This is a genomic window from Haloferax sp. KTX1, assembly GCF_902410085.1.
GTDB lineage: Archaea > Halobacteriota > Halobacteria > Halobacteriales > Haloferacaceae > Haloferax > Haloferax massiliensis.
Map to the genome: position 1 here is coordinate 45,941 of NZ_CABPRH010000002.1, position 22,427 is coordinate 68,367.

Genomic DNA, 22,427 nt, shown 5'->3' on the forward strand with positions numbered 1-22,427 from the left:
TCGGGCTGCGGGGTCGGCGTTATCTCCCGAACAGCCCCCGGAGCGCGTCGAGTAGCCGGTGGCGCAGCAGATACAGCTCTCCGCCGGTCGCGGTGAGACCGACGCCGACGGCGCACACCGCCCAAAACAGGTCCCACGGCGTCATCCAGACCGGGCGGAGCCACGGGAGCACGTGCGACAGTCGGGTCGAGAGCCCGCTCATCGGTTCTTCGAGCGGCGTCCCGGCGAACGTCGACTGGACCCGCGAGACGAAGCCGACGCTCTCGTTTCCGCCCGCGGTGAGGTTCGCGCTCCCGGTGATTGGATAGGAGCCGCTGGCGTTGAGGTCCCGAATCGTCGGCCCGGAGGACTCGTCGCCGTAGGCGACCCGTTCGGCGTCGTACGGCCCCCACGTCGCGTAGAACTCCCAGACGACCTCGCCGGTCGGCGTGATTTCTACCACGCGGTGGTTGAGCGTGTCGACGACGAGCGTGTTCCCGTTGGGGAGGCGGTCGGCGTCGCGCGGCCAGTTGAGCGTGTTCGACCCGACGGACCACGTTCGGACCCACTCGCCGTCTTCCTTCGCGTACTCGACGATGCGGTTGTTCCCGCTGTCGGCGACGAGCATGGTCGGCGTGCCGTTCTCGCTGACCAGCCAGTCGGGGTTGTGCTGTTCGTTGAGCACGTCGTAGTCGTCGTCGGTACCGAGCCGTTCGACGATTTCTTTCGACTCCATGTCGACGACGATGGCTTGGTCGAAGTTCCGCGGCGACAACAGGAGCCGACCGTCGCCGATGTAGTCCACGTCGTTGACGTGGCTCCAGTCGGCGTTGTAGCCGCCGTCGGTGTCCGCGGGGAAGTGATCGTTGAAGTACCACTCCCACGTTATTTCGTCGGTGGTTCGGTTGTACACGACGATTCGGTCCTCGCTGACGCCGGCGGAGTCGTTCCACTCGCGCATGTTGGCGATGAGGAGTTCGTCCTCGCCGAAGGCGTCGACGTCGTGGGTGTCTTCCATGTCGAACCGCTGTTCCCAGACGCGTTCGCGGGTGTCCGGGTCGAGTTCGAAGACGACGGTGTCGGTCCCGCGCGGCGACGAGACGAGCAGGTTCCCGTTCGGGAGCGGGTCGACGTCGAAGAACCACGCGCTCCCGCCGACCGAGTCGTCGTACGTCCACTGGAGGCTCCCGCGTTCGCCGACCGAGACGACGCGAGCGGGTTTCTTCGGGTTCGTGTTCCCCTGGAAGGTGTAGCCTTGGACGCTCACCAGCGTCGAACCGTTGGCGGGACTGGTGACGGTCCCCGGTTCGAGGGTCGTCTGCTGGGAGGGGTCGTACGTCAACGCGGAGACCGCAGAGGGTGTGAGAAGGCCGATAATGAGGAGTAGAACGGCTCCACGGAGGGCGAGCCGCTCGTTCGGAATGTTCATACGGAGTAGCTTAGAACCGCAGTCGTTCAATACTTTATGAATCCGATCGGGTCGTGAGAAAATCAGCGCGGAGAGAGAGTCGTCGGCGCGGTCAGACCTGCGCCTGCAGCATCCCCGAGGTGCGGACGACGAAGTAGAGGACGAACGCGACTGCGAGCGCCCACTGACCGGCGCTGACCTCGTCGTACTCGCCGGCGGCGACCTTCACGAGCGGGTACGAGACGATGCCCGCCGCGATGCCGTAGGCGATGGAGTACGTGAAGGGCATGACGAGGATGGTCATGCCGGCGGGGATGGTGAAGGTCAGGTCGTCCCACTCGATGTCGACGACGTTGCGGAGCATGACGACGCCGATGACGACGAGCGCGATGTGCGAGGCGTACTGCGGGATGGCCGTCGCGAGCGGGACGATGGCGAGCGACGCGAGGAAGAGGAGCGCGACGACGAGCGCGGTGAGGCCCGTGCGCCCGCCCTCCTCGACGCCGGTGGCGGACTCGATGTACGTCGTGACCGTCGAGGTGCCGAGCATCGCGCCCGCGGTGGTGCCGACCGCGTCGGCCATGAGCGGCTTGTCGATGTCGGGGAGGTCGCCGTCCTCGTCGAGGAAGCCCCCGGCCTGCCCGACGCCGACGAGCGTGCCGGCGGTGTCGAAGAAGTCGACGAAGAAGAACGTGATGACGATGAGGGCGAAACTGAACGCCTCGACGTTCCCGAAGCCGGAGACGAACGCGCCGGCGAGCGGCGTGATGTCGTAGGTCGCCGCGGAGGAACCGGCGACGAGATCGGCCTCAGGGGCGACGAGGCCCGAGACGGTGAGGCCCCAGCCGAGAAGCGACGTGCCGACGATGCCGATGATGATGGAACCGGGGACGTTCGCCGCGTAGAGCGCGAACGTGAAGAACAGACCGACGATGGAGACGATTGCGACGGGGTTCGACGCGAGGTTACCCATCGTGACGAGCGTCGCGGTGTCGTCGACGACGATGCCCATCGCCTGCAACCCGATAATCGCCAAGAACAGGCCGATACCGGTCCCGACGGCCATCTTGACCGGTTCGGGGAACACCTTGATGATGGCTTCCCGAGCGCCGACGGCGGTGAGCGCGATGAAGATGATTCCCTCGACGAAGACGGCCGCGAGCGCCGTCTGCCACGGGACGCCCAACGCGCCGACGACGGTGAACGCGAAGAAGGCGTTCAGGCCGAGGCCGGGCGCTTGCGCGAAGGGTCGGTTGGCGTAGAACGCCATGACCGTGGTCGCGATGGCGGCCGCGAGGATGGTGACGACGGCGAGCATCGACTGGACCTCGCCCGGCGTGTAGCCGGCGATGGCGATGCCGTCGACGCCCTCGATGTACGGTTGGTCTGTGAGAAGCGACGGGTTGACCACGACGATGTACGACATCGTGAGGAAGGTCGTCAAGCCCGCGAGAATCTCGGTCCTGACCGTGGACCCGTGTTTATGCACGTCGAAGTAGTTTGCGAGGGTTTCAGAGAGCCCCATGATGCACGACTAAGCATACCCATGATTGCACACATAAGCATTACCATCCGACCGAGAAGAATTATTCACGAACGTGAGTTAAACGACCCATTCGACGTGAACGAATGGCACAGAAGTGCCTACTTTTCCAGCATTTGTAGTTGAACTAAGAGGTTTGGAACGGTTTATCGGCGCGGTCGCGGGGCGTCAGTCGAAACTGCTCAGCGCGCCGACCGGGGCGTCGGTGAGTTCGCGGGCGCGGTTCGTCCCTTCGTCGCCGACGGCGATGAGCGCGAAGACGCCGGCGATGTCGGCGTCGGCCTGCAAGGCGATGTCCAAGAGGAGTTCCTGCGTCTCGCCCGAGCGGATGAGGTCGTCGACGACGAGGACGCGCTCGCCGTCGTCGATGGCGCTGGCGGGGAGGTAGTAGGTGAGTTCGATGCCGGACGCGAGGCGCTGGCGCGACTCGATGAAGTCCTCGACGGCGGTCTCTTTCGACTTCTTCGCGTACGCGAGGCGCGCGCCGAAGTAGCTCGCCATCGCCGCGCCGAGGGTGATGCCGTCCGTCGCCGCGGTCAAAATTACGTCGGGGCGTTCGAGGTTCAGCGCATTCGCCGCGACGGGCGCGACGAGGTCGAGGAACGACTGGTCGAAGACGACGCCGGAGTTGTCGACGTAGCCCTCGTCGTCGAATCGGACGCGGGCTTCGAGTTCGTCGGCGAGCGCGTCGCGGCCGACGCCCTCGACGACCTCGCGGGCGCGTTCGACCCCGGGCAGGACGTGCCCGTTGACGTAGCGGTTGAGGTCGCCGGCCGGCAGTCCCGTGAGTTCGGCCAGCTCGTCGTACGTCCGGGTCTCTTTGAGCATCCGGAGCACGGAGACAGCCTGCAACTGGAGTGCGGCCTTCTCTGCTCTGTTCATGCCTCCGGCTTCGTACTTGCACAAAAATGAATACTTCGATTGCAGATTGCGAGTGAATTAGTCACAAGCGTGTATTAGCCGTCGGCGTCAGCCAGCAGGTCCTCGGCGGTGAGAAGCGACTCCAGTTCGATGTCGTGGTCGGCTAACAGCTCCGCTGCCCCCTCCTGTCGGTCCACGACGACGACGACGCGGTCGACGACCGCGCCGGCCTCGCGGAGCGCTTCGACGGCGTCGACGGCGCTCTGGCCGGTCGTCGCGATGTCTTCGAGGACGACGACCTCCTCGCCCTCGTCGAGCGCGCCCTCGATGCGCTTGGCCGTTCCGTACTCCTTTGCCTTCTTGCGGGCGATGACGTACGGCTTGTTCGTCTCGACCGCGGTCGCGGCCACGAGCGGGACCGCGCCGAGCGCGACGCCCGCCAGTTTGTCGTCGTCCGCGACGCGCTCCGCGAACGCCTCGGCGATGAGCTTCAGACACCGGGGGTCGGTCTCGAAGAGGTACTTGTCCACGTAGTAGTTCGACGTGCCGCCGTGGGAGAGTTCGAACTCGCCGAACTGGACCGCGTCGGCGGCTCGAAGCGCCTCGATGAGTGCTGCGTTCGCCATCTTGTTTCGAGAGGGTTCAGGGAGGCGCTTAAGCGGGACGGTTCGGGGCGGTTCGGGGCGGTTCGGGACGCACGGGGCGGGACTGACACGACGACCCCCGCGACCGCGACACCCGAGGCGAGCCCTACTTCCCGGCCTTCTTCGTCACGCGGAAGTCGCGGGGCGGGTCGAGGATGCCCGCGACCGTCCCCATCGAGTGGACGACGGTGACGACTGGCGCGAGCGGGACCGCAAGCGCCCACGAGAACTTGTCGCGGCCGTAGTAGACCACGCCCCGCAGGTACCAGAACGCCGTGAGCGCGCCGAGTCCGAGCGACGCGAGCGCGAACAGGCCGCTGGCGACGAGACCGACGCCGAGCACCGAGAGGGGGACCGCGACGACGGTGACCACCGGCGAGAGCGCCCACGCGTAGTTGCGGACGCGAGTGAGGAGTTGGTAGTGAGCGGGGAGCGCCGTCGCGGCGTCGAGGTTGCCGGCGGCCCAGCGGCGGCGCTGCTGGAGAATCTCGGTGAGCGACGGTGGGGCCTCGTTGGCGCAGGTCGCCGTCGCGAGGTCGAACGTGAAGTCGTCGCGTTCCTGCGCGGCCGCCCAGACGAACGCGGTGTCCTCGACGAGCGTCTCGCGGTCCCACGTGACGGCCGCTTCGACCTCCCGGCGGACGGCGATGCCGCCCCCCCACGCGAACAGCGGAATCGAGAGGCGCGCGAAGGCGCGCTGTTCTATCTGGACGCCCATCCGGTAGACGTCGGCGAGGTAAGAAAACAGCGAGTCGGTCCGACGCGGCCGCTCGCGCAGTTGGACCACGTCGGAGCCGGGAAGCCCGTCGAACGACTCCAGCAGGCTGTCTTCGTCGAGATAGAGGACGTACTCGCGGTCGGTTTCGAGGGTCCGCCGCGCCCACTCGATTGCGCGCCCCTTTCGGACAGCGTCGCAGTCGAAGTCGTCGGGGACGGCGTGGACCGACGCGCCCGCGACGTCGATGTCGGTCTCGGCGACGACGTGGACCTCGTCGAACGACGCCGAAAGCGAGTCGACGGTCGATTGGACGACCGACTCGGCGTCGACGGTGAGGATTCGGACCTGAATCTCGTCGGGGCCGTACTCCGGGGCCGGCGGTTCGTAGCCCGCGCCGACGACGTAGGTGAGGACGACCCAGACGAGGGCCGTGAGAGTGAAAAGCGCCGTCGTTCCGACGACCAGCAGTTCGCCCGCGGCGGTCCAGTCGACCCCGCCGGGTGCGAGCCACGGTGCCGCCGTCCCGACGGCCGCGAGGACGGCCACGAGTCCACCGACGATGAGCGAGATGCGTTCGGTCTTCATCTGGCCGAGTCGCAACCCTCGGAGGGACTTGAACCGCGGCGTCCGTCCAGCGCAGTACGGGACGTTTGGCCCGGATTACGCCGAGTTAATCGCGGTGTCTCGCGGTGATCTCGGCTTCGTAACAGGAACGAGCGGGACCCGAGAGGACGACCGAGAGAGCGACCGCAGACGCGGTGTCGTCTGCTCGCGCGCGTCGGTCGGCGACCCGCCGCGCGGACGCTCGATCGCCTACCACGGCTCGTTTTTCAGCCCCAGCAGGTACGCGCCGACGTTGGTGACGACGTGGAGCACGGGCGTCATCACGAACACCACCGCGAGCACGGGCAGGGTGAACGTCGCCGAGAACCACCCGGGCGCGACGACGAACGCGAGGGCGAGCGCGCCCACGACGAAGTCGAGTTGGTCGAGGCCGGGGAAGGCGGCCCCGCGCTCGCGGCCCGACCGGCGCTTGAGGAACGACGCGCCGATGTCGCCGAGCATCGCGCCGAGCGCGAGGCCGACCCCGGCGGCGAGCGGGAACGTCGGGAGCGAGACGCCGAGCGCACTCGAAACCGCTGGCGCGGCGGCGTTGAGGGCGACGGCGAGGAGCGTCCCGGCCAGCGTCCCGGCGGCGGTGCCGCGCCACGTCTTTCCGTCCCCGAGGACGCGCCGGCCGCCCCACGTGCGCCCGCCGTCGATGGGGCGACCGCCGCCCGCGAGGACGGCGGCGTTGTTCGGCACGTACGCGGGCAGCATCGCCCAGAAGGCGGTGGCGACGAGAGAGACGACCATACCGACCCGTCGGCGGCGAAGACTGTAAGTCCCGACGGTTCGTCGCCGGGCGAGGCGACGGAGTCGTTCGATTTCGCGTCCGAATCGATGATAACCCTCAATAGCTGAGGGTCGTAATCGTTCGTTATGATTCCGCCCATCGCGAGCAGGTTCGTCGCGGGAGAGTCCGCGGCGGGAGCGCTCGACCACGCCCGACGGATGAACGACGACGGCGTGGCGGTCATCCTCAACCTCCTCGGGGAGCACTACGCCGAGCGCGGCCCGGCGGACGAGGACGCGGCGGCGTACGTCGAACTCGTCGAGGACATCGCCTCGACCGGCATCGACGCCTGCGTGTCGGTCAAGCCCTCGCAAATCGGCCTCGACGCGGGCGACAGCGCGTTCGAGGAGAACTACCGGCGCGTCGCCGAGGCGGCGGACGAACGCGGCGTCTTCCTGTGGTGCGACATGGAGGACCACGAGACGACCGACGTGACCCTCGACGCCTTCGAGGAGCTCGCCCGCGAGTTCGACGGCGGGATGGGGCTGTGCGTGCAGGCGAACCTGAAACGGACGCCCGAGGACCTCGAACGCCTCGCCGACGTGCCGGGGAAAATCCGCCTCGTCAAGGGTGCGTACGACGAACCGGCGGCTCTCGCCCACAAGCAGAAGTCGGTGGTCAACGAGGCGTACAAGGAGCTCCTCGCGTACCTGTTTCGGGAGTACGACGGCGGCATCGCCGTCGGGAGTCACGACCCCGAGATGATAGCCTACGCTCGGGACCTCGGCGCGGAGTACGACCGCGACTACGAGGTGCAGATGCTCATGGGCGTGCGCGAGGACGCCCAGCGCGAACTCGCCGCCGACGGCGTCGAGGTGTGGCAGTACGCGCCCTACGGCGACAAGTGGTTCTCCTACTTCTACCGCCGGGTCCGCGAGCGCAAGGAGAACGCGCTGTTCGCGCTCCGCGCGGTCGTCGGTGTCTGAGCGAGCGCCGGAACGCGGCGCGTGTCTCTCGTCCCACACTAGAAATCCCCTTATGCCCGCGGGTTCACGTACTCCATATCAATGTCCTCGTGGAGACGCGATTTCGCCAGCGGCCTCGTCGTTCTCGTTCCGCTCATCGTCATCATCTACATATTTACGATATTTTACAATAGCATCACACAGTTGCCGTTCGTTTCGACGGTCCTGTTAGAGCCGGGCCAGGAGCCGACCACCGAATCACAGGTGCTCGGTTTTTTCATTGCTATCATCATCTTCCTCCTTCTCGTCCTCTCGGTGGGCTACCTCATGCGGACCACCGTCGGCCGCGTGCTCGAATCGGGCATCGACGCGGCGATGAACAAGGTCCCGCTCGTCCGAATCGTCTACAACGCTTCTAAGCTCGCGGTCGAAACCGCACTCACCGGCACCGAAGACCTCCAGAAGCCGGTCCGTCTCGAAACGTGGCCGGGCATCCGAATGACCGCGTTCAAGACGGGGAAGACGACGAAAGACGGAAAGGAGATTATCTTCATGCCGACCGCGCCGAACATCACCACCGGGTTCGTGATGGAGGTCGACCCCGAGGATATCGAGGAGACCGGCGAGAAGGTCGAAGAGGCCCTCACGCGCGTCCTCTCGGCCGGGTTCGCCGAACAGGAGGGCGTCGACGAGTTCAACATCGAAGTGACGGAGGAGACCGGCGACGGGCGGGTCCCCAGCAACGAGTGAGGGTCCGGCGGCGGTCGTCGCTCTCGCCCCGCGGCAGGACTGCGACGTGAAAAGGGAGCTCGCGTTCGCGGGCGTCTCCGGTTACTGTTCGTCGACGTAGGTGAACCACTCTTCGTGGTCGTCGGTGCGGCGCTCCACGAGGTCGAAGAAGGCGGACTGCAGTTCCTCCGTGACCGGGCCGCGGGTGCCCTCGCCGATGACGACGTTGTCGACCTTGCGGATGGGAGTCACTTCGGCGGCGCTGCCGGTGAAGAACAGTTCGTCGGCCGTGTTGAGTTCGCCGCGGCTGATAGTCGCGCTGTCGTCGACCTCGTAGCCGCGCTCGCGGGCGAGCGTGATGACGGTGTCGCGGGTGATGCCGTCGAGGATGCTCTGGGAGAGACCGGGGGTGTAGAGCTTCCCGTCGCGGACCATGAAGATGTTCTCGCCGGGGCCCTCGGCGACGTTGCCCTCCTTGTTCAGGACGATGGCTTCGACGTAGCCGTTGCGGCGGGCCTCCTCGCCCGCGAGCATGGAGTTCACGTAGAGCCCGGTCGTCTTCGCGTTCGTCGGAATCTGGCTGGAGGCGTGCTTGCGCCACGACGAGACCATCACGTCGACGCCGTTTTCGAGCGCGTCCTCGCCGAGGTAGGTCCCCCACGGCCACGCCGCGATGGCGACATCGGTCGGGTTGTCCTTGGGGCTGACGCCGAGCGAGTCGTAGCCGTAGAAGGCGATGGGGCGGATGTAGCCGCCGTCGAGGTCGTTGCGCCGGATGACCTCCAGCGTCGCCTCGGTGAGTTCCTCCCGCGTGTACGGAATCTCCATGTCGTAGGGCTTCGTGGAGTTGTAGAGCCGTTCGAGGTGTTCCTCCCAGCGGAAGATGGCCGGGCCGCGGTCGGTGTCGTAGGCGCGAACCCCCTCGAAGACGCCCGTCCCGTAGTGGAGGCCGTGGGTGAGGACGTGCACCGTCGCGTCCTCCCAGTCCCGGTATTCTCCATTCATCCAGATCGTCGAGACATCCATCTCGTCAAATCCCATGTAGTGGCCTTCGGCGGCCCCCCTCTAAAATCATGACGACCCGACTACCGCGGCCCCCGCGGTTTTGTCCGCGGGCCGCCATGACGGGGTATGAGCCTCGAATCCGTCGCCGTCACGGGCGGCACCGGGAATCTCGGGCCGACCGTCGTGGCCCACCTCCGCGCGAACGGCTACACCGTCGCGAACCTCTCGCGACACAGCGAGTCGTCGCTCGCGGACCGCGATTACCGCGTGAGTGCGCTCGACCCGGGCGACCTCACCGCGGCGCTCAGCGACGTCGACGCCGACGCGGTCGTCCACCTCGGGACCATCTCGACGCCGACGAACGACCCCGGCCACCGCGTCTTCGAGAGCAACGTCCAATCGACGTACGTCGTCCTCGAAGTCGCCGCCGCGCTCGGCATCGACCGCGTGGTCGTCGCCTCCAGTATGAGCGCCATCGGCGGGAGCTTCGAACCCGACCCGGCCCGAATCGACTTCCTCCCGGTGGACGAGACCCACCGCGCGACCCCCTCGAACCCCTACGGACTCGGGAAGTACGTCGCAGAACAGACCGCAGCGGGGTACGTCCGCCGCGACGACGCCCCGGAGGCGGTCGCCAGCCTCCGGTTCCCGTGGATGCCCAGCGAGGAGGAGGCGAGGCAAACGTTCGCCGAGGCCGACCGCTCGCTGTCTGGACTGCGGGACGCCGGGCACTTCCACACCGCGCGCAACACGCTGTTCGCGTATCTCGGCAGAGAGGACGCGGCGCGGCTCGTCCGGCGGGCGCTCGAAGCCGACTTCGCGGGCCACGAGGTGTTCTGGGCCGCGGCCGCCGACACCTCGACGACCGTCGAGTCGGCGACGCTCGCCCGCGAGGTCTACCCCGGCGCGGAGGTGAGAACGCCCCGTTCGGGCCACGAGGCGCTCGTCTCGACCGAGAAGGCGGAGCGACTGCTTGGCTGGGAACCGACGTGGTCGTGGCGCGACGGGCCCGCGTGAGAAAGGAGAAGGTAAACCGGGGCGACCCCGCGGTCGCTCAGACGAGTTCGTCGATGAGGCCGTCGCCGTCGACGAACGCGAAGCCGTGTCGGTCGGCGTAGTCGCGGGCGGCGTCCTTCGGGAGCGCCGCGCCGGTCTCGTCGTCCAGCATCTCGCAGACGACGACCGCCGGCGAGATGCCCGCCTCGTCGGCCAAGGCGAGACCGAGTTCGGTGTGGCCCTGCCGGTCCGAAAGCAGGTTCGGCGCGCCGCGGAGCAGGTGGACGTGGCCGGGCGCGCGGAACTCGCCGCCGAAGTCGTCGGCGTCGTACTCCCCGGTACGGGCGGCCTCGGCGACGGGCGCGAGCCGCGAGATGGTCATCGCGCGGTCGCGGTCGGTGATGCCCGTAAACGAGTCGCGGTGGTTCACGGTGAAGGAAAACGACGACCGCGAGTCGTAGACGAGGTCGTGTGAGGACGCCGCCGGGTGGTCGAGCACCTCGTCGATGAACGGCAGCCCGAGGGCCTCGGAGACGTCGTTCGGGAGGGCGACGCAGACGAGGCCGCCGGCGTCGTTGCGCATCCGGGCCACGTCGGCGGGGCCGACCGCGCCCGCGGGGTAGACGAGGTCCGTCTCGCCCTCGCGGTCGTCGAAGTCGTGGACGAGCACCGGTTCGCCGGCGCGGAAGGCGTCGAGGACGCGCGAGACGGAGTCGAAGTCGCCGGTCGATTCGGCGGTGCGGCTCATTCGTACTCCGCCTCCTCGACGCGGACCGTGACCGCGTCGCCGTCGTCGAGGTCGAGTTCGTCGCGGAGCTTGTCGGGCGCGATTATCTCCAGTTGCGACTCGTCGTGGTGGGTCCGCTCGGGGACGATGATGTGGACCGGCTCGTAGGAGTCGCCGCCGACCGCGACGGAGGCGGCGTAGCACGTCGCCGGACCGAAGGTGCGTTCGTCGTCCTCCCAGCCGTCTATCGGGACCGCGTCGAGGGCGGTCATCCCGGCGCGGGCGCGGACCGCGTCGTCGCCGAGGCGGACGTTCAGCGTGCCGGGGAACGGCTCGTAGCCGAGTCGGTCTTTGAACTGCTCCATGTAGCCCGGAAGCGAGATGTAGTGGCGGCCCTCGCCCATGCCACCGGTGACCTCGCCGTCGAGGACGACCACGGAAGGCGTCTCGAAGATGCGCCGATAGTCGGCGTACTCCTGTCTGAGCGCGGACTCGCCCGCGTCGGTGATGGTTATCCACTGGCCGTCGGCGACGACCTCGCGGTCGATGAAGTCGGCCTCTTCGAGGCGCTGGAGGCGGCGAGAGGCCGTCTGGTTCGATACGTCGAGCCGGTTCGCGACCCCGGAACAGGAGAGCTTGACCGGGCCGGAGCGCCCGCCGTCGAGCGCGACGAGCTTGAGCGTGGCCAACTCGTCGTACCCGACCGCCGCGGCGACTGCCGATTCTGACATACCTCCCGCTTCGAACGCGCCGCCCATAAGCGTATCGTAAGTGGAATGCGTTCCAAAAATGAGACAGGAACGGGGCGACCGGGGAACGCGCCCCCGGTGGATGCGCCACAGTATCAATCGCGGACGGGTAAGTCCGTCGGTCAGTCTACCGCGGCGAGAACGGGGTCGTTCGAGGGAGGGCGCGGCCAGCTTCGGGGGCCGCGACAGGCGAGTCAACCGTCGAGGTCGGCGTGGCGGCGCGCGGGAGACGCGAGCGGCGTGGCGTGACCGAAGCGCGACCTCAGAGAGACGACGCTCGCCGCTCGGTGCTGACCTGTGAGATACCCGCGTTCGCCGAGCAACTGGGACACGCGTACACGTTGCCGTCCTCGTCGCCGAAGACGCGGACGAAGTTGTTCGACACGAACGTCTCGCAGTGGTTGCATTGACTCATGGGTGGGTGGTGGGGACGGCGGGTCGCCGCCCCGTGGTTCGACTGTCGTCCCCCGGAAGTATACCACTACTACCTTACTAGTAAGGTACTTTCGCGGGGAGAGACAGGGCGACCCAACGAACGGCGGGAAACGAACGAACCCACTCGGCGCGGTCCGCGGTCGCTCGGACGGTTCGGAAAGGCCTTTAGCCGCCTATCGAGAATCCGCGTACATGTTCAGACAGTTCCGTGAGGAGGTCGAGACGGCGCTCTCTGCGGCGCTCTCGTCGCTCGACCTGCCCACCGACGACCTCGGGGTCGAGGAACCGCCGGAGGACGTACCCGCGACGCTCGCCTCCAGCGTCGCCTTCCGACTCGCCGGGGTCGTCGGCGCGCCGCCGCCGAAAATCGCCGCCGACATCGCCGAGGAACTCTCCGTCGAGGGCTACGACTACCTCGCCGCGGTCGACACGCAGGGGCCGTACGTCAACTTCCACGTCTCCGACGCCTACTACGACGACACCCTCGAAGCCGCCGCGACCGACGAGGCGTACGGTCGCCTGCCCGCGACCGGCGACAGCGTCGTCGTCGAGCACACGAGCGCGAACCCGACCGGCCCGGTCCACGTCGGCCGCACCCGCAACCCGGTCATCGGCGACGCCGTCGCCAACCTGCTCGACTTCGCCGGCAACGACGTCGAGCGCCACTACTACGTCAACGACGCCGGCCGGCAGATGGCCGTCTTCACGTGGGCCTACGAGACGTTCGACGAGGAGGACCTCGACAGCGAACCCGCGCGGGAGCGCGTCGAGTACGACCTCGTCCGCTACTACCGCAAGGGCAACGCCTTCCTCGAAGCGGCCGACCCCGAGGACGTCGAACGGGCCGAAGCCGAAATCACCGAGATTCTCCAGGGCATCGAGGAGGGCGACGAGGAGACGTACGCCCGCGTCGAGACCGTGGTCGACCAGGTGCTCGGCGGCATGCGCGAGTGTCTCGAACGCCTCCCCGCGGAGTTCGACGAGTTCGTCAAGGAGACGCGCTTCATGTTCGACGGGAGCACCCGCGACCTCGCGGAGCGCCTCAAGGAGACCGACCACGCCGTCTACGAGGAAGACGCGTGGCAGCTCGAACTCGGCGACTACGGCTTCGAGAAGAACCTCGTGTTCCTCCGCTCGGACGACACCTCGCTGTACACGACGCGCGACCTCGCCCACCACGAGTGGAAGTTCGACAACTTCGACCGCGCCGTGACCGTCCTCGGCGAGGACCACAAGCTCCAGTCCGGACAGCTCCGCGCCGCGCTCGACATCCTCGGCAACGACGTGGACAAACTGGAGAACGTCATCTACTCGTGGGTCAACCTCCCCGGCGGCGAGACGATGTCCACCCGGAAGGGGACGGGCGTCATGCTCGACGACCTCCTCGACGAGGCCATCGACCGCGCCCGCGACGAGGTCGAGACCCGCCTCGAAGGCCGCACCCGCGACGACGACCTCGGCGAGGCCGACATCGACCGCATCGCCCGTCAGGTCGGCATCGGCGCGGTCCGCTACGACATCGTCTCCAAGCAGCCCACGAAGACCATCACCTTCGAGTGGGACCAGGCGCTCAACTTCGAGGCCCAGTCCGCGCCGTACATCCAGTACGTCCACGCGCGCTGTTGCGGCATCGCCGACGAGGCGGCCGCCGCCGGCCTCGGCGCGAGCGAGGTCGACCCCTCGGTGCTGACGACCGACGCCGAGCGCGACCTGCTGGCGACCATCGCGCGGTTCCCCGCGGTCGTCGAAACCGCCGCCGACGACCTCGAACCGCACACCGTGGCGACGTTCGCGCGCGAACTCGCCGAGGTGTTCAACACCTTCTACCGCGAGTGCCCCGTGCTCGACGCCGACGAGGAGGTCGGTGCGGCCCGACTCGCGCTCGTGGAGGCCTCGCGGAACGCGGTGGCGAACGCGCTCTCCATCGTGGGCGTGGAAGCGCCCGAGTCGATGTGACCGCGGGCTAAACGAGTTCTTGGCAGACGGGTTTTTTCGAGCGGTTCAGAAGAAAAACGGGAGCACCGCGGCTCCGGAGATGAGCGACCCGCCGACCGAGAAGACGACGGCGGCTCCGCCGCCGAGCGCGAGCACGAGAAACAGGACTATCCACCAGAAAGGAACGGACTCGGATTCTGCCATAGAGGCCATTCCGCAGACGCGAGTAAAAGGCCTTCCCGTTTAGCCGAGGAAGCGTCTGAAGAATCCCTTCTTCTTCTCGTCGCGCTCGTCGTCGTCGAACGACTCGACTTCCTCGACGAGCGAGGTGGTGTAGACGCCCTCCTCGTCGCCGTCGTCAGCCTCGTCGTCGTCATCGGCGTCCGCGTCGGCCCCGGACGCGTTCGGTTCGGCCTCGGCGACGAGCGGTTCGTCCGCGTCGGGCGCGTCCGCCTCTGCCCCCGCCGCCTCGGACGGCTCGTCCGAGACCGAACTGGCGGCCGGGTCGGCGACCGGCTCGGCTTCGGCCGCGCCTTCCGCGAGCGGGTCCGCGCCCGCCGAATCGGCGTCGGCATCTTGGGCGACGTCGTCGGCGTCGTCGGCGTCGCCGACCGCCTCCTCGTCGGCGGTCGAGGTCCCGCGGGTGACCGCTTCGAGGTCCGCCGCCAGCGGGTCGGTGTCGGGACCCTCCTCGCCCACCGGCTCGGAGTCGGAGATCATCGAGTCGTCGGCCGCGTCGGCGGCCAGCGGGTCGGTCGGCGCGTCCGCCGCGTCGTCCTCAGCGGGGTCGGCCGCGTCGGCGGGGTCGGGGTCCGCCGCTTCGACCGGGTCGGCGACCGCATCGGAGTTGCCGTCGGCGTCGCCCGCGTCGTCGGCGGGAGGCGAGTCGGGGTCCGCGGTGGGGGCGTCCGAGTCCCCGACGGGACCACCCGAGAACGGAATCGACGCAGCGAGGTCGTCGTCGGCTGCGGACTCGTCGTCGGCGTCGGAGCCGGCGTCGGCTTCCGGCCGTTCCTCGGGCTCGAAGTTCGGTTCGGTCTCGGGCTCGGTCTCGGTCTCGGTCTCGGGTTCCGGTTCGGATTCGACCTCAGACACCGGTTCTGGTTCGGCCCCGGCCTCGGGTTCCGCCGTGATTCGGTCTTCGTCCGCGACCGCGGCGACGTCGTCGGGGGTGGGTTCGGGGTCCGAGTCCGGGGCAGTCTCAGGTTCCGGAACCGTCTCCGACGCCTTCGCGGAGTCGGCGTCGGCCGGCACGACCGAGGCGTGTTCGTCCGTCTCCGGTTCGGTGGCTTCGCCGTCACCCGTGTCGTCGCCGTCGGTCGGTTCGTCGGTCGGGGGCGCTGCGTCCTCCGCGTCCGTCTCCGCCTCCGTCTCGGCGACGTCCGCCGCGGCGTCCGGAATCGGGACCGGCTGGCCGGTGAGCGCCTCGGCGAGCGCGCGGTAGCCCGCGGCCGCGATGCTGTCGGGCGAGCGGGCGACGACCGGAATCTGCGTGTTGAGCGCCTCGCGGATGGCCGGATCCTCCGGGACGACGGCGATGACGCCGGCGTCGAGGAGCGAGGCGACCACCTCGGCGTTCGGGTTCGACTGGTCGACCCGCGTGAGGACGACGCCGACCACGTCGGCCCCGATGCGGTCGCCGAGCTGTCGGGTCTTTTCGGTGTCGCCGAGCGCCTCGCGCTCCGTCGTGGAGACCAAGACGACCTCGTCGGCGAGCTTCAGCGGGACGAACGTGTCGTCGCTCAGCCCCGCGCCGGTGTCGATGATGACGATGTCGTGGGTGGCTTCGAGCGCCGAGATGACGGAGTCGAGTTCCCGCACGTTCGCGGTCGCGAACGCTTCGAGGGCGTTCGAGCCGGGGACCACCGAGAGTCCCGCCGGTCCGTCGTAGACGGCCGTCTCGACCGCCGATTCGCCTGTCAACACGTCGTGGAGCGTCGCCCCGTCCGGGTCGACGCCGAGCGCGCCGGCGAGGTTCGGCATCCCGAGGTCACCGTCGACGACGACGACGTCGTGACCGGCCATCGCGAGCGTCGTCCCGAGGTTGGCCGTGGTCGTCGTCTTTCCAACCCCGCCTTTCGCGCTGGCAACTGCGTACACCCGGGCCATAATTCCAACGTCGAAGTCCACCCGTGACAGCCACATAAATGTTCTCCGACCGCGCCCGTCTCCGCGGTCGGGCCGTACGGCCCCTCGTGCGGCGAGATACCGCGGCGCGTGCCCAGTCAAAGGTTACTTAGCCGCTGGAGGGACTAGGTGGAGTGATGAGTAGCGACGCCGAGGAGGCGAGCGAAGACCGCCGAAAGTACGAGTTCAAGAAGGTCATCGAGGACCTGCGAGAGTACGAAGGGTCGGGAACGCAGCTCGTCACCATCTACATCCCCGAAGACAAGCAGATTTCCGACGTGGTCGAACACGTCATCACGGAGCACAGCGAAGCGTCTAACATCAAATCGAAGCAGACGCGAACGAACGTCCAAGACGCCCTGACGAGCATCAAGGACCGACTCCGGTACTACGGCAACTTCCCGCCGGACAACGGCATCGTGATGTTCTCCGGCGCGGTCGACGCCGGCGGCGGCCAGACGACGATGGTCACGAAGGTACTCGAAAGCCCGCCGGAGCCGATTCAGTCGTTCCGGTACCACTGCGACTCGAACTTCCTCACCGGGCCGCTCGAAGACATGCTCATGGACAAGGGCCTGTTCGGCCTCATCGTCCTCGACCGCCGCGAGGCCAACGTCGGCTGGCTCAAGGGCAAGCGCGTCGAGCCCGTCAAGAGCGCCTCGTCGCTCGTCCCCGGCAAGCAGCGAAAGGGTGGCCAGTCCGCCCAGCGTTTCGCCCGCCTCCGCCTCGAAGCAATCGACAACTTCTATCAGGAGGTCGCCGGCATGGCCAACGACCTGTTCGTCCCCAAGCGACACGAGATGGACGGCGTCCTCGTCGGCGGTCCCTCGCCGACGAAAGACGAGTTCCTCGACGGCGACTACCTCCACCACGAGATTCAGGACCTCGTCGTCGGGAAGTTCGACGTGGCCTACACCGACGAGTCCGGTCTCTACGACCTCGTCGACGCCGGCCAGGACGCGCTGGCCGACCAGGAGGTCATCAAGGACAAAAAGCAGATGGAGGAGTTCTTCGAGAAGCTCCACCGCGGCAACGAGTCCACCTACGGGTTCGAGGCGACCCGGAAGAACCTCGTGATGGGGTCGGTCGACCGCCTCCTCATCTCCGAGGACCTCCGAAAGGACATCGCCGTCTACGACTGCGGCGGCCAAGAGGAGTACGAACTCGTCGATCACCGTCGCGACACGCCCACCCACGAGTGCGACGACGGCTCGGAAGCCGAACTGAAAGACCGCGAGGACGTCATCGAGTGGCTCATGGACCTCGCCGACCAGCGCGGCACCGAGACGAAGTTCATCAGCACCGACTTCGAGAAAGGCGAACAGCTCTACGACGCGTTCGGCGGTATCGCCGGCATCCTCCGGTACTCCACCGGCGTCTAAGCGGCCTCCTCCTCGGCGTCTTCACGCCACGGTTTCGACGGCACGGAGCGGCGGCGCTCAGAGGAACGCGTCCAACTGGCTCTGCCGACGGGCGACGTCGAAGTGGGGGTCTGTCGCCGCCCGCTGGAGCCGGTCGAGGGTGAGATGCACGTCGGTGCCGGACCGCTCGGCGAACTCGACGCAGTCGACGATGCCGGCGCGGTTGAGCGCCAGCGAGTCGAGCATACCGACGAGAAGTGCGACCGCCGCGCCCGCGTCGCCCTCGGGAAGCGCGTCAGCGAGCGGCCGCGACTCACCGTCGCTGGGTGGTTCCTCGGTCGGGTGAAGCCGGAGGCAGTCGGCGCACAACCCGACGGTCAGCGCCGCCTCGGGCGCGTGGGCTTCGAGCGGTTCGGGCACCGCGAAGACGGCGAGTTCGCCGTCGCAGTCGGGACAGGACATGGGAGTCCCTACGCGCCGGTGCGATGAAAAGCGGTCGGAGACCCGACCGAGAGGAAACGGAATCGAGAGAGAAAACGGGCGAGTCCGGTCAGTCGGCCGTCGCCGCTTCCGCTTCGGCCGCCGCGTTCTCCGCGGCGCGTTCTTCCTTCTCTTCTTCTTCCTTCTTCGCCTTGATCTTCTTCAGGCGGAAAATCTCCTCGCGCTCCTGTTCTTCGAGCTTCTGCTCGATGTACTCCTGATTCTCGTAGAGCTCCGGGAGCAGTTTGAATTCGAGCGCGTTGACGCGGCGCTTCGTCGTCTCGATCTCTTCGAGCATCTTCTTCATCGCCGTCTCGACCTCCGCGGCGAGGATGATGGATTCGAGGAGCTCCTCGTAGGCGTCGGCGGCCTCGTCGATGCGGGCCGAGGAGCCGAGGAGGCCGTAGCCGCGCTGGTCGAGGCTCTTTTTCACGCGCGAGGACTCGATCTGCGGGACGACGACGCCCATGATGTTCTTCGACTGCGTCGTGATCTCGGGGTACTCCTTCAGCGCGGCGGCCGCGCCGCGAACCGCCACGTCGCCCTCCATGGCGCGGGCCATGTTGATCTTGTTCTGCGCGCGCTCGTAGTCCTGATTGAGGTTGGCCCGCACGTCTTGTGCCTGGTCGAGGATGTCCATGAACTCCATGATGAGCCCGTCACGCTTCTGTTCGAGCGTGTCGTGGCCCCGCTCGGAGAGTTCGATGCGATCTTCGATCGCCATCAAGTTCTTGCGGGTCGGCTTGACGTCTTCGGCCATCGTTAGCGGGGGTTGTTCGCCTGGGGTGTTAATCTTTTACTGTCTGGCCGGCCGGACCGCCCGAAATCGGTCTGAACGCTCGGTGGATTGACGTCTCCGGCTCGCCGGGCCGCCCCCCGGAGGTCGGCGCGGCGCTACCGCGTCCCCTCCTCGAAGAAGCCGGCGACGAGCTTTCGCTGGGCCGCGCGGAGGTGTTGGTGAAACGTCGCCCGCGAGACGTCCATCGCCGCCGCGAGTTCGTCGCCGGTCACGGCGTGGGGCCACTCGAAGAAGCCGCCGAGATGCGCGAGCTGGAGCGCAGTCTGCTGTCTGTCGGTGAGCGCCGCGTTCACCTCGGCGGCGAACCCCCGACCCGTCCGCGGCGGGGCCGACCGCTCCCTAACCGCCCGGAGTTCGACGCCGGCGGCCGCCGCCGAGAGATCGTCGAGTAGCGCCCGTCCCGCGCCGCGGTCCGGGACGACCGCGGTGAACCGGCAGCCGTCGCGGTCGGCTTCGAGGCCGCGGAGCCGCCCGCCAGCGTCGGCAACGAGGTGGGTCAGCGACCCCGCGTCGAAGACGACCTCGTAGAGCCCGACGCCGTCGCCGCGGGGGAGCCGAGTCACGTCGACCACGCCGGGGAAGTCGCCGTCGACGTTCACATCGGCCTCGACGTCCGCGAGTCCGTCTGTCGGGGGGTCCGTCGAGACGAACAGGCTGAGCGTCCCGTCGTCGTGAGAAATCGCGCCCTCGTAGTCGAGCGCGCACGCCCCCGCGACGGCGAGTCGGACCAGCGGTTGCGTCTCGTCGCGCACCTCGATTTCGAGTTCGAGTCGCTCGTCGGACAGCAGCGACCGCCGGCTCTCGAAGGCGTCGATGGCCGCGCCGACCGCCCGCCCGAGCGTCCCGAACACCACCCGGACCTGCTCGTCGAGTTCCGCGGCGTCGGTGTAGACGGTCAACACGCCGTAGAGCGTCTCGCGGTGGACCAGCGGAACCGCGATGGCCGAGTCGAACGGGACGACCGGCTCGGCGTCGACGCCCCCCTCGCCGACCGCCGCCGACCGGACGGTCCGCGTCTCGGCGGCGCGAGCGGTGGGGTCGTCGGGGTCAAACCGGTCGATTTCGAGGTCGTCGAGGAATCCAACGTCGGTTCCGGCCCACTCGTTGGGAACGATGACCGCCGGCGAGAGGTCGCAGTGGCCGACCCACGCGCAGTCGAACGAGCCGGCGGCGGTGACCCGGTCGCAGACGGCGGCTTCGAGCTCCCGTCTGCTCTCGGCGCGGACGAGCGCGCTCGTCACGTCAGCCAACAGCCCCTCGATGTGCTCGACGAGCGTCTGGAGGCGCGCGCGCTCCTCGTCGACTCCGGCGGCGTACCGCTCGGCGGCCGCCTCGGCGCGCACGCGCTCGGTAATATCCGTCTGGAAGCCGACGTAGTGGGTCACCTCGCCGCCCGGCCCGCGCAGGGGCGCGACGTCGACCCGGTTCCAGAACGTCTCGCCGTTCGCGCGGTAGTTCAGCAGTTCGACCGACGCCGACTCCTCGGCCTCGATAGCGCGGCGGAGTTCGGCGACGCGCTCGGGGTCCGTGTTCGGTCCCTGAAGATATCGGCAGTTCCGCCCCAGCGCCGCGTCGGCCGAGTAGCCCGTCATCGTCTCGAACGCCTCGTTGACGTAGACGAGCGGTCGGTCGGGCAACGAGCAGTCGGCGACGGTGATGCCGACGGGGGCCTCGTCTATCGCCTGTTCCTTCAGGTCCTCCGTGATCTCGCTCACGGCCGCCGCGCCGCGGCGACGCCACGCGACGGCGCTCTCGACCCGCGCCGGAAGCCGCTCGAAGAGGTTCGAGTCGACGACCGGGACCACGTCTGCCGCGCCGGCGTCGCGGGCGGCCGCCGCCGAGAGGTCGCCGTCGGGCGGGACGACGACCACGAGCGGGACCGCGATTGCCCCGTGGACCGCTTCGACGTCGGCGAGGCGGTCGGTCGCGAGCACGACGCAGTCGACCTGTTCGTCGGCGGCGCGCCGGCCGGCCGCATCGGCGGACTCGGCGACCGACACCGAAAGCGGCGAGAGCGCGTCCACGAGTCGCTCCCGGTCGACGGCGGGACCGACGACCGCGAGGACGCGGACGGGAGACGAAGTGGCGTCCATACCGAGACGTAGACGGCGAGACGTAAGGAAGTTCTCGCGGACGACGCGCGGCCGCACGGCTCGGGGAACTCGGGGCGCGAATAGAAGAGGAGAATCGAACCGAGGGACGAACGCGGCGTTCGCCGCGGTCTAGGCTTCCGCTTCGACCGACTCGGCGTCTTCGTCGTAGTAGTCCTCGATGAGCTCTTCGTCGATACGGTTGAGTTCGGACTTCGGGAGCGTCGACAGGAGGTCCCAGCCGATGTCGAGAGTGTTCTCGATGGACCGGTCCGTGTCGAAGCCCTGATTGACGAACTCGGCTTCGAAGCGCTCGGCGAAGTCGAGGTACTTGTTGTCGCGCTCCGACAGCGCCTCGCGGCCGACGATGTTCACGAGGTCGCGCAGGTCCTCACCCTCCGCGTACGCCGCGTACATCTGGTCGGACACGTCGGCGTGGTCCTCGCGGGTGAGCCCCTCGCCGATACCGTCGTCCATGAGCCGCGACAGGGACGGAAGCGGGTTGATCGGCGGGCGGATGCCCTGCGAGTTGAGGTCGCGGTCGATGTAGATCTGGCCTTCCGTGATGTAGCCGGTCAGGTCAGGAATCGGGTGCGTGTCGTCGTCACCCGGCATCGTGAGGATGGGAATCTGCGTGACAGAGCCGTCGCGTCCCTCGATGCGACCCGCACGCTCGTAGAGCTGTGCGAGGTCGGTGTACATGTAACCCGGGTAGCCACGGCGACCGGGGACCTCTTCGCGAGCCGCGCCGATTTCGCGGAGCGCCTCGCAGTAGTTGGTCATGTCGGTCAGGATGACGAGGACGTGGTAGTCCTTGTCGAACGCGAGGTACTCGGCGGTGGTCAGCGCGAGTCGCGGCGTGACCGTCCGCTCGACTGCGGGGTCGTCCGCGAGGTTCGTGAAGACGACGGAGCGTTCGAGTGCGCCCGTGCGCTCGAAGTCCTCCATGAACTCGTTGGCCTCTTCCTGCGTGATACCCATCGCGCCGAAGACGACTGCGAACTCCGATTCTTCGCCGCTGTCTTCGTCCTCGGGCACCGTCGCCTGACGGGCGATCTGGAGCGCGAGGTCGTTGTGGGGAAGCCCCGACGCGGAGAAGATGGGGAGCTTCTGGCCGCGGACGAGGGTGTTCATGCCGTCGATGGCGGAGACGCCGGTCTGGATGAACTCCTCGGGGTACTCGCGGGAGTAGGGGTTGATTGCCGCGCCGACGATGTCCCGACGCTCGTCGGGGACGATCTCGGGGCCGCCGTCGATGGGCTGGCCGGACCCGTCGAGCACGCGCCCGAGGAGGTCCTCGGTCACGGGCATCTTGAGGGTCTCGCCGAGGAACTTGACGGACGCGTTCCTGTCGATACCGGTCGTGCCTTCGAACACCTGAATCGCGACGAGGCCCTCGGAGGATTCGAGGACCTGTCCGCGCTTGGTCTCGCCTTGGGGCGTCTCGATTTCGACGATTTCGTCGTAACCGATCGGCTCGTCGACCTCGGCGAACACCAGCGGGCCGCTGATTTCGGTGATGGTCTGGTATTCCTTCATG

The 22,427-nt window shown here is 67.9% G+C and carries 21 protein-coding genes; 5 read left to right on the plus strand and 16 right to left on the minus strand.

Annotated elements, in window-relative coordinates; genetic code table 11:
• Positions 1 to 19 precede the first annotated feature (19 nt).
• From FY251_RS04440 to FY251_RS04465, 6 genes are all read right to left on the minus strand, one after another.
• Positions 20 to 1,408 carry an aryl-sulfate sulfotransferase gene (locus FY251_RS04440; protein ID WP_148413642.1) on the minus strand — a complete coding sequence of 463 codons (1,389 nt, stop codon included), beginning with the start codon at positions 1,406 to 1,408 and terminating at the stop codon, positions 20 to 22.
• A 91-nt stretch (positions 1,409 to 1,499) separates the two neighbouring features.
• Positions 1,500 to 2,912 (minus strand): NCS2 family permease, encoded by a 1,413-nt coding sequence (locus tag FY251_RS04445; protein WP_148413643.1) that lies wholly within the window; start codon positions 2,910 to 2,912, stop codon positions 1,500 to 1,502.
• 186 nt (positions 2,913 to 3,098) lie between these two features.
• Positions 3,099 to 3,812 (minus strand): phosphoribosyltransferase family protein, encoded by a 714-nt coding sequence (locus FY251_RS04450; RefSeq protein WP_148413644.1) that lies wholly within the window; start codon positions 3,810 to 3,812, stop codon positions 3,099 to 3,101.
• 74 nt (positions 3,813 to 3,886) lie between these two features.
• Complete coding sequence (gene pyrE, locus FY251_RS04455; protein ID WP_148413645.1) at positions 3,887 to 4,417, minus strand: orotate phosphoribosyltransferase; 531 nt, start codon at positions 4,415 to 4,417, stop codon at positions 3,887 to 3,889.
• A gap of 124 nt (positions 4,418 to 4,541) precedes the next feature.
• The gene (locus FY251_RS04460) at positions 4,542 to 5,738 is read right to left on the minus strand and encodes a glycosyltransferase family 2 protein (RefSeq protein WP_148413646.1); all 1,197 of its coding nucleotides are present in this window, start codon (positions 5,736 to 5,738) and stop codon (positions 4,542 to 4,544) included.
• A 228-nt stretch (positions 5,739 to 5,966) separates the two neighbouring features.
• Positions 5,967 to 6,509, minus strand: coding sequence for a CDP-2,3-bis-(O-geranylgeranyl)-sn-glycerol synthase (locus tag FY251_RS04465; protein WP_148413647.1), 543 nt, complete (start codon positions 6,507 to 6,509; stop codon positions 5,967 to 5,969).
• A 126-nt stretch (positions 6,510 to 6,635) separates the two neighbouring features.
• Here FY251_RS04465 and FY251_RS04470 point away from each other — a divergent pair, with 126 nt between their 5' ends.
• Both FY251_RS04470 and FY251_RS04475 read left to right on the plus strand, forming a co-directional pair.
• Positions 6,636 to 7,475: a proline dehydrogenase family protein gene (locus FY251_RS04470; RefSeq protein WP_148413648.1), complete on the plus strand. Its 840-nt coding sequence runs from the start codon at positions 6,636 to 6,638 to the stop codon at positions 7,473 to 7,475.
• 81 nt (positions 7,476 to 7,556) lie between these two features.
• Positions 7,557 to 8,204 (plus strand): DUF502 domain-containing protein, encoded by a 648-nt coding sequence (locus FY251_RS04475; RefSeq protein WP_148413649.1) that lies wholly within the window; start codon positions 7,557 to 7,559, stop codon positions 8,202 to 8,204.
• 81 nt (positions 8,205 to 8,285) lie between these two features.
• Here FY251_RS04475 and FY251_RS04480 read toward each other — a convergent pair whose 3' ends face one another.
• On the minus strand, positions 8,286 to 9,224 hold the full coding sequence (locus FY251_RS04480) for a branched-chain amino acid transaminase (protein WP_089779639.1): 939 nt from the start codon (positions 9,222 to 9,224) through the stop codon (positions 8,286 to 8,288).
• A gap of 90 nt (positions 9,225 to 9,314) precedes the next feature.
• Between FY251_RS04480 and FY251_RS04485 the strand changes: the two genes are divergently transcribed.
• Entirely contained in the window at positions 9,315 to 10,205 is an 891-nt protein-coding gene (locus FY251_RS04485; protein WP_148413650.1) for an NAD(P)-dependent oxidoreductase, read from the plus strand.
• A 37-nt stretch (positions 10,206 to 10,242) separates the two neighbouring features.
• Here the strand turns inward: FY251_RS04485 and ribB are convergent, their stop codons facing one another.
• The 3 genes from ribB to FY251_RS22440 form a co-directional block, all read right to left on the minus strand.
• Positions 10,243 to 10,932, minus strand: a complete 690-nt coding sequence (gene ribB, locus FY251_RS04490; protein WP_148413651.1) for a 3,4-dihydroxy-2-butanone-4-phosphate synthase — start codon at positions 10,930 to 10,932, stop codon at positions 10,243 to 10,245.
• Entirely contained in the window at positions 10,929 to 11,669 is a 741-nt protein-coding gene (locus FY251_RS04495) for a DUF120 domain-containing protein (RefSeq protein ID WP_187367343.1), read from the minus strand. Before FY251_RS04495 ends, ribB begins: the two co-directional genes overlap by 4 nt.
• A 253-nt stretch (positions 11,670 to 11,922) precedes the next feature.
• Positions 11,923 to 12,075 (minus strand): hypothetical protein, encoded by a 153-nt coding sequence (locus FY251_RS22440; protein WP_167344136.1) that lies wholly within the window; start codon positions 12,073 to 12,075, stop codon positions 11,923 to 11,925.
• A 212-nt stretch (positions 12,076 to 12,287) separates the two neighbouring features.
• Here FY251_RS22440 and argS point away from each other — a divergent pair, with 212 nt between their 5' ends.
• Positions 12,288 to 14,051: an arginine--tRNA ligase gene (argS, locus tag FY251_RS04500; RefSeq protein WP_148413652.1), complete on the plus strand. Its 1,764-nt coding sequence runs from the start codon at positions 12,288 to 12,290 to the stop codon at positions 14,049 to 14,051.
• A gap of 45 nt (positions 14,052 to 14,096) precedes the next feature.
• Here the strand turns inward: argS and FY251_RS22445 are convergent, their stop codons facing one another.
• Together FY251_RS22445 and minD are read right to left on the minus strand one after the other, a co-directional pair.
• The gene (locus FY251_RS22445; RefSeq protein ID WP_187367344.1) at positions 14,097 to 14,234 is read right to left on the minus strand and encodes a hypothetical protein; all 138 of its coding nucleotides are present in this window, start codon (positions 14,232 to 14,234) and stop codon (positions 14,097 to 14,099) included.
• Between the two features lie 39 nt (positions 14,235 to 14,273).
• Positions 14,274 to 16,139 (minus strand): MinD/ParA family protein, encoded by a 1,866-nt coding sequence (minD, locus tag FY251_RS04505; RefSeq protein WP_148413653.1) that lies wholly within the window; start codon positions 16,137 to 16,139, stop codon positions 14,274 to 14,276.
• 155 nt (positions 16,140 to 16,294) lie between these two features.
• Between minD and prf1 the strand changes: the two genes are divergently transcribed.
• Positions 16,295 to 17,539: a peptide chain release factor aRF-1 gene (gene prf1, locus FY251_RS04510; protein ID WP_089779650.1), complete on the plus strand. Its 1,245-nt coding sequence runs from the start codon at positions 16,295 to 16,297 to the stop codon at positions 17,537 to 17,539.
• Positions 17,540 to 17,596: 57 nt separating this feature from the next.
• Here the strand turns inward: prf1 and FY251_RS04515 are convergent, their stop codons facing one another.
• The 4 genes from FY251_RS04515 to FY251_RS04530 form a co-directional block, all read right to left on the minus strand.
• Positions 17,597 to 17,980: a DUF6276 family protein gene (locus tag FY251_RS04515; RefSeq protein ID WP_148413654.1), complete on the minus strand. Its 384-nt coding sequence runs from the start codon at positions 17,978 to 17,980 to the stop codon at positions 17,597 to 17,599.
• 88 nt (positions 17,981 to 18,068) lie between these two features.
• Complete coding sequence (locus FY251_RS04520) at positions 18,069 to 18,758, minus strand: V-type ATP synthase subunit D (protein ID WP_089779654.1); 690 nt, start codon at positions 18,756 to 18,758, stop codon at positions 18,069 to 18,071.
• A gap of 134 nt (positions 18,759 to 18,892) precedes the next feature.
• Positions 18,893 to 20,890, minus strand: coding sequence for a bacterio-opsin activator domain-containing protein (locus tag FY251_RS04525; RefSeq protein ID WP_148413655.1), 1,998 nt, complete (start codon positions 20,888 to 20,890; stop codon positions 18,893 to 18,895).
• A gap of 129 nt (positions 20,891 to 21,019) precedes the next feature.
• Positions 21,020 to 22,426, minus strand: a complete 1,407-nt coding sequence (locus FY251_RS04530) for an ATP synthase subunit B (protein ID WP_148413656.1) — start codon at positions 22,424 to 22,426, stop codon at positions 21,020 to 21,022.
• Between the last annotated feature and the right edge of the window lies 1 nt (position 22,427).

What these genes read in the sequence shown, in the direction of transcription:
- FY251_RS04440 (WP_148413642.1), bottom strand. Translation starts at nt 1,408, where the DNA reads ATGAACATTCCGAACGAGCGGCTCGCCCTCCGTGGAGCCGTTCTACTC.
- FY251_RS04445 (WP_148413643.1), bottom strand. Translation starts at nt 2,912, where the DNA reads ATGGGGCTCTCTGAAACCCTCGCAAACTACTTCGACGTGCATAAACAC.
- FY251_RS04450 (WP_148413644.1), bottom strand. Translation starts at nt 3,812, where the DNA reads ATGAACAGAGCAGAGAAGGCCGCACTCCAGTTGCAGGCTGTCTCCGTG.
- pyrE (WP_148413645.1), bottom strand. Translation starts at nt 4,417, where the DNA reads ATGGCGAACGCAGCACTCATCGAGGCGCTTCGAGCCGCCGACGCGGTC.
- FY251_RS04460 (WP_148413646.1), bottom strand. Translation starts at nt 5,738, where the DNA reads ATGAAGACCGAACGCATCTCGCTCATCGTCGGTGGACTCGTGGCCGTC.
- FY251_RS04465 (WP_148413647.1), bottom strand. Translation starts at nt 6,509, where the DNA reads ATGGTCGTCTCTCTCGTCGCCACCGCCTTCTGGGCGATGCTGCCCGCG.
- FY251_RS04470 (WP_148413648.1), top strand. Translation starts at nt 6,636, where the DNA reads ATGATTCCGCCCATCGCGAGCAGGTTCGTCGCGGGAGAGTCCGCGGCG.
- FY251_RS04475 (WP_148413649.1), top strand. Translation starts at nt 7,557, where the DNA reads ATGTCCTCGTGGAGACGCGATTTCGCCAGCGGCCTCGTCGTTCTCGTT.
- FY251_RS04480 (WP_089779639.1), bottom strand. Translation starts at nt 9,224, where the DNA reads ATGGGATTTGACGAGATGGATGTCTCGACGATCTGGATGAATGGAGAA.
- FY251_RS04485 (WP_148413650.1), top strand. Translation starts at nt 9,315, where the DNA reads ATGAGCCTCGAATCCGTCGCCGTCACGGGCGGCACCGGGAATCTCGGG.
- ribB (WP_148413651.1), bottom strand. Translation starts at nt 10,932, where the DNA reads ATGAGCCGCACCGCCGAATCGACCGGCGACTTCGACTCCGTCTCGCGC.
- FY251_RS04495 (WP_187367343.1), bottom strand. Translation starts at nt 11,669, where the DNA reads ATGGGCGGCGCGTTCGAAGCGGGAGGTATGTCAGAATCGGCAGTCGCC.
- FY251_RS22440 (WP_167344136.1), bottom strand. Translation starts at nt 12,075, where the DNA reads ATGAGTCAATGCAACCACTGCGAGACGTTCGTGTCGAACAACTTCGTC.
- argS (WP_148413652.1), top strand. Translation starts at nt 12,288, where the DNA reads ATGTTCAGACAGTTCCGTGAGGAGGTCGAGACGGCGCTCTCTGCGGCG.
- FY251_RS22445 (WP_187367344.1), bottom strand. Translation starts at nt 14,234, where the DNA reads ATGGCAGAATCCGAGTCCGTTCCTTTCTGGTGGATAGTCCTGTTTCTC.
- minD (WP_148413653.1), bottom strand. Translation starts at nt 16,139, where the DNA reads ATGGCCCGGGTGTACGCAGTTGCCAGCGCGAAAGGCGGGGTTGGAAAG.
- prf1 (WP_089779650.1), top strand. Translation starts at nt 16,295, where the DNA reads ATGAGTAGCGACGCCGAGGAGGCGAGCGAAGACCGCCGAAAGTACGAG.
- FY251_RS04515 (WP_148413654.1), bottom strand. Translation starts at nt 17,980, where the DNA reads ATGTCCTGTCCCGACTGCGACGGCGAACTCGCCGTCTTCGCGGTGCCC.
- FY251_RS04520 (WP_089779654.1), bottom strand. Translation starts at nt 18,758, where the DNA reads ATGGCCGAAGACGTCAAGCCGACCCGCAAGAACTTGATGGCGATCGAA.
- FY251_RS04525 (WP_148413655.1), bottom strand. Translation starts at nt 20,890, where the DNA reads ATGGACGCCACTTCGTCTCCCGTCCGCGTCCTCGCGGTCGTCGGTCCC.
- FY251_RS04530 (WP_148413656.1), bottom strand. Translation starts at nt 22,426, where the DNA reads ATGAAGGAATACCAGACCATCACCGAAATCAGCGGCCCGCTGGTGTTC.